2 protein-coding genes are annotated in these 2,439 nt (G+C 38.4%); both read right to left on the bottom strand.

The window, feature by feature from the left end; translation table 11 throughout:
* Positions 1 to 363 precede the first annotated feature (363 nt).
* Positions 364 to 801 carry a phage tail fiber protein gene (locus tag ACJML3_RS07900; protein WP_406022152.1) on the bottom strand — a complete coding sequence of 146 codons (438 nt, stop codon included), beginning with the start codon at positions 799 to 801 and terminating at the stop codon, positions 364 to 366.
* 71 nt (positions 802 to 872) lie between these two features.
* Positions 873 to 2,357 (bottom strand): DUF3383 domain-containing protein, encoded by a 1,485-nt coding sequence (locus ACJML3_RS07895; protein ID WP_406022150.1) that lies wholly within the window; start codon positions 2,355 to 2,357, stop codon positions 873 to 875.
* Positions 2,358 to 2,439: the final 82 nt, after the last annotated feature.

The following is a 2,439-nucleotide window of genomic DNA, read 5'->3' as shown; positions in this document are numbered from 1 at the left end:
GCGTTAATAATCTGAGATAGATCAAGGCTTGATACATCCATTTCAAGAAGTCCGCTTTCTGCAAGCGTGGTAAATGCCTTTGCAAGCCATCTCTGCTGCTGCATTGCTGACAATGCAATCAGCTTAAATTTTATTTCGTTGCCGTTATCAATAATTGTAAGGTTTTTTGTCTTTCTCATTTTTTTTATTCCTATAGTTGATAAAAAGCACTCTAAGCATACGTTCTCAGAGCGAATAAAACGAGGTTTATATAATAATTAACCCTATTTATATTTTAAACTAAAAAAAGGCCATTAAGTAGGATCATATATATATAATATATCGATCATCTTAATAACCTTTTATCTGCATACGTTAAATCTATTAAATAGATGCACTCTTTGAGCTTTCAAAAATAAAAGTAAACTGAGAAGGATCTAATACCTTTTTACCGTCTGATAAATCGTGTCCTGTCTGTAACACACCATTTGATAGAGTGTATTCTTTATTCTGAGCCGGGATAGTGATCTGCATAGAACAGGAGAACACGCCTTTAGTCATTTGAGATGTTTCAATAATATTTCTCATAACCTCTAGTGATGGTGAGCTTGCCTCTAGTGAGAGATTAAGAGTACGTGGAGCAGGTGTATAGCCTGCGCTTAATTTACCATCAACGCCCATTCTAGCCTCTGCAATAGTCGCATCTCCAGCAGTCCAAGCGGTATCAGTAGAAAAACCCTGAATCTGAACACCGCTAGGATATAAATTTTCAACCGTTAGAATAATTACTGCATCTGCATCTGTTATATTACCAACTGCCATTTTTTTTAATCCTCTTAAATCGTTTTTAAATATGGTGCATATATTATATATATACACCGAAAAACTATGCTTTAAACTACTGCGGTTGCAGGTACAATCAGTTTATGCACCGCTCCGGCATAAGTATAGACAAGGTTAATTGAAGGGGTATTTCTGGCCTGCCTGATTACTGCTGTTGCATCAACGATCTGCAGGAAATAACCATTATTGCGGATCTCGTCAGAATAATCAGCACCTAAGAGAGTAGTTAATTCTGCTTTCTGAGCATTTGAAATATTAACACCCAGATCAATTACACCATTATTTATTGCACGTTCAATAATATCTTTACAATTTGAACGGATCTTAGCATAGCCGTTTTCGTTGTATGGGATGCGGTTTGCGGCCTCAATCATAGCCATTAACTGCACCTGTAGTGCATTACATAGCCATACTGCGTTAATGTAAGCGTCTAACCAATCCCATTCGCCAAGCATAGCTCCGTTGTACGATAAGATGAAATTATCGTTACGTGTAGCGAAATTACCCATGTAAAGCACTTTGTGCTTGTCTAGTGCGTTCGCCTCTTTAGTGCTGTTAATATCTGCACCAAAACCAGATAAATGCTTAAAGGCGTAAGTAATTGTAGAATTAGCCTGATCCCATGCAATAGAGGCGGTTACACCCATTACAAAGGCGGCCATTGTCACTCCAAAACATACGCAGGTAGCACCGACATTTTCGGCCTGTAACTGCTCCGAAATTACCTCTGTATTATTGCTGTCAAAATTTGCTTTTGACGTGTCCCAACATACATATAGATATAAAACGCCTGCTGTGTAGTTTGTGGTTGCCCACTGAGCGAGTTCTAAAGCCTCTTCGTCTGTTGGTTCGTCTAAAGTTGTAAAGGTTACAAAATTTGTAAATTTATCGGTCAGATTTTCCATTGACTGAGTAACAGTATTTGCATCCTGTCCGTCTGAAATTACAGCGGTTTCAGCATTAAAGCCTAAAACTGAGGCTGCACTTCCAGTAGGTACACCAACTGAGGATAATTCTCCAGTAGTAGCACTTGTAACCGTAAAGGCGTTAAATTGAGAACTGAATGACACAACTGCGGCACCGTTTAGAGCTGTGTTAATTACGTCTGCTACACCTGAGTATGAATCAACTGCGCTAAAGTCTAAGCCGGTAACGGTTCTATCTGTGCCGTTTATGTTGATAGTCAAATCACCTGCAGAAATAGCCTTAATTGCGTTTAAGGCTGTTTTTACGTTTAAAGCCTCGCCCCTTACCCATGCGCTGATCGCCTCACCGTTTAAACGGTAAAAATACAGAGTTGCAGGTTTTACCTGGGAATTATCAAAACCGCCAAAATATGTACTTGCGAATTCGCACTCATTTGAGCCTGTACCGAAATATTCGCCAACTTCGCTTGCACTTGAAAAAGCTACTGCAGTATTAGCTTTTAGAGTGGAATTATTATCTAAAACCACGCCATTAAAAACTAGATCCTGCCCTGTTGCTTTTAAGATTCTAGGCAAAACCTGAACTAAATTACTTGCTGTGATTGCCATGTAGACACCTCTTATTTTTGCAAAAATAAACGTAAATAAAAACTATTCACTATCTTTAATTTTAATATCAACATTAGCCAAA

This window comes from Succinivibrio sp. (assembly GCF_045124615.1).
GTDB lineage: Bacteria > Pseudomonadota > Gammaproteobacteria > Enterobacterales > Succinivibrionaceae > Succinivibrio > Succinivibrio faecicola.
This window is presented reverse-complemented; position numbering and strand designations above follow the sequence as displayed.

What these genes read in the sequence shown, in the direction of transcription:
- ACJML3_RS07900 (WP_406022152.1), bottom strand. Translation starts at nt 801, where the DNA reads ATGGCAGTTGGTAATATAACAGATGCAGATGCAGTAATTATTCTAACG.
- ACJML3_RS07895 (WP_406022150.1), bottom strand. Translation starts at nt 2,357, where the DNA reads ATGGCAATCACAGCAAGTAATTTAGTTCAGGTTTTGCCTAGAATCTTA.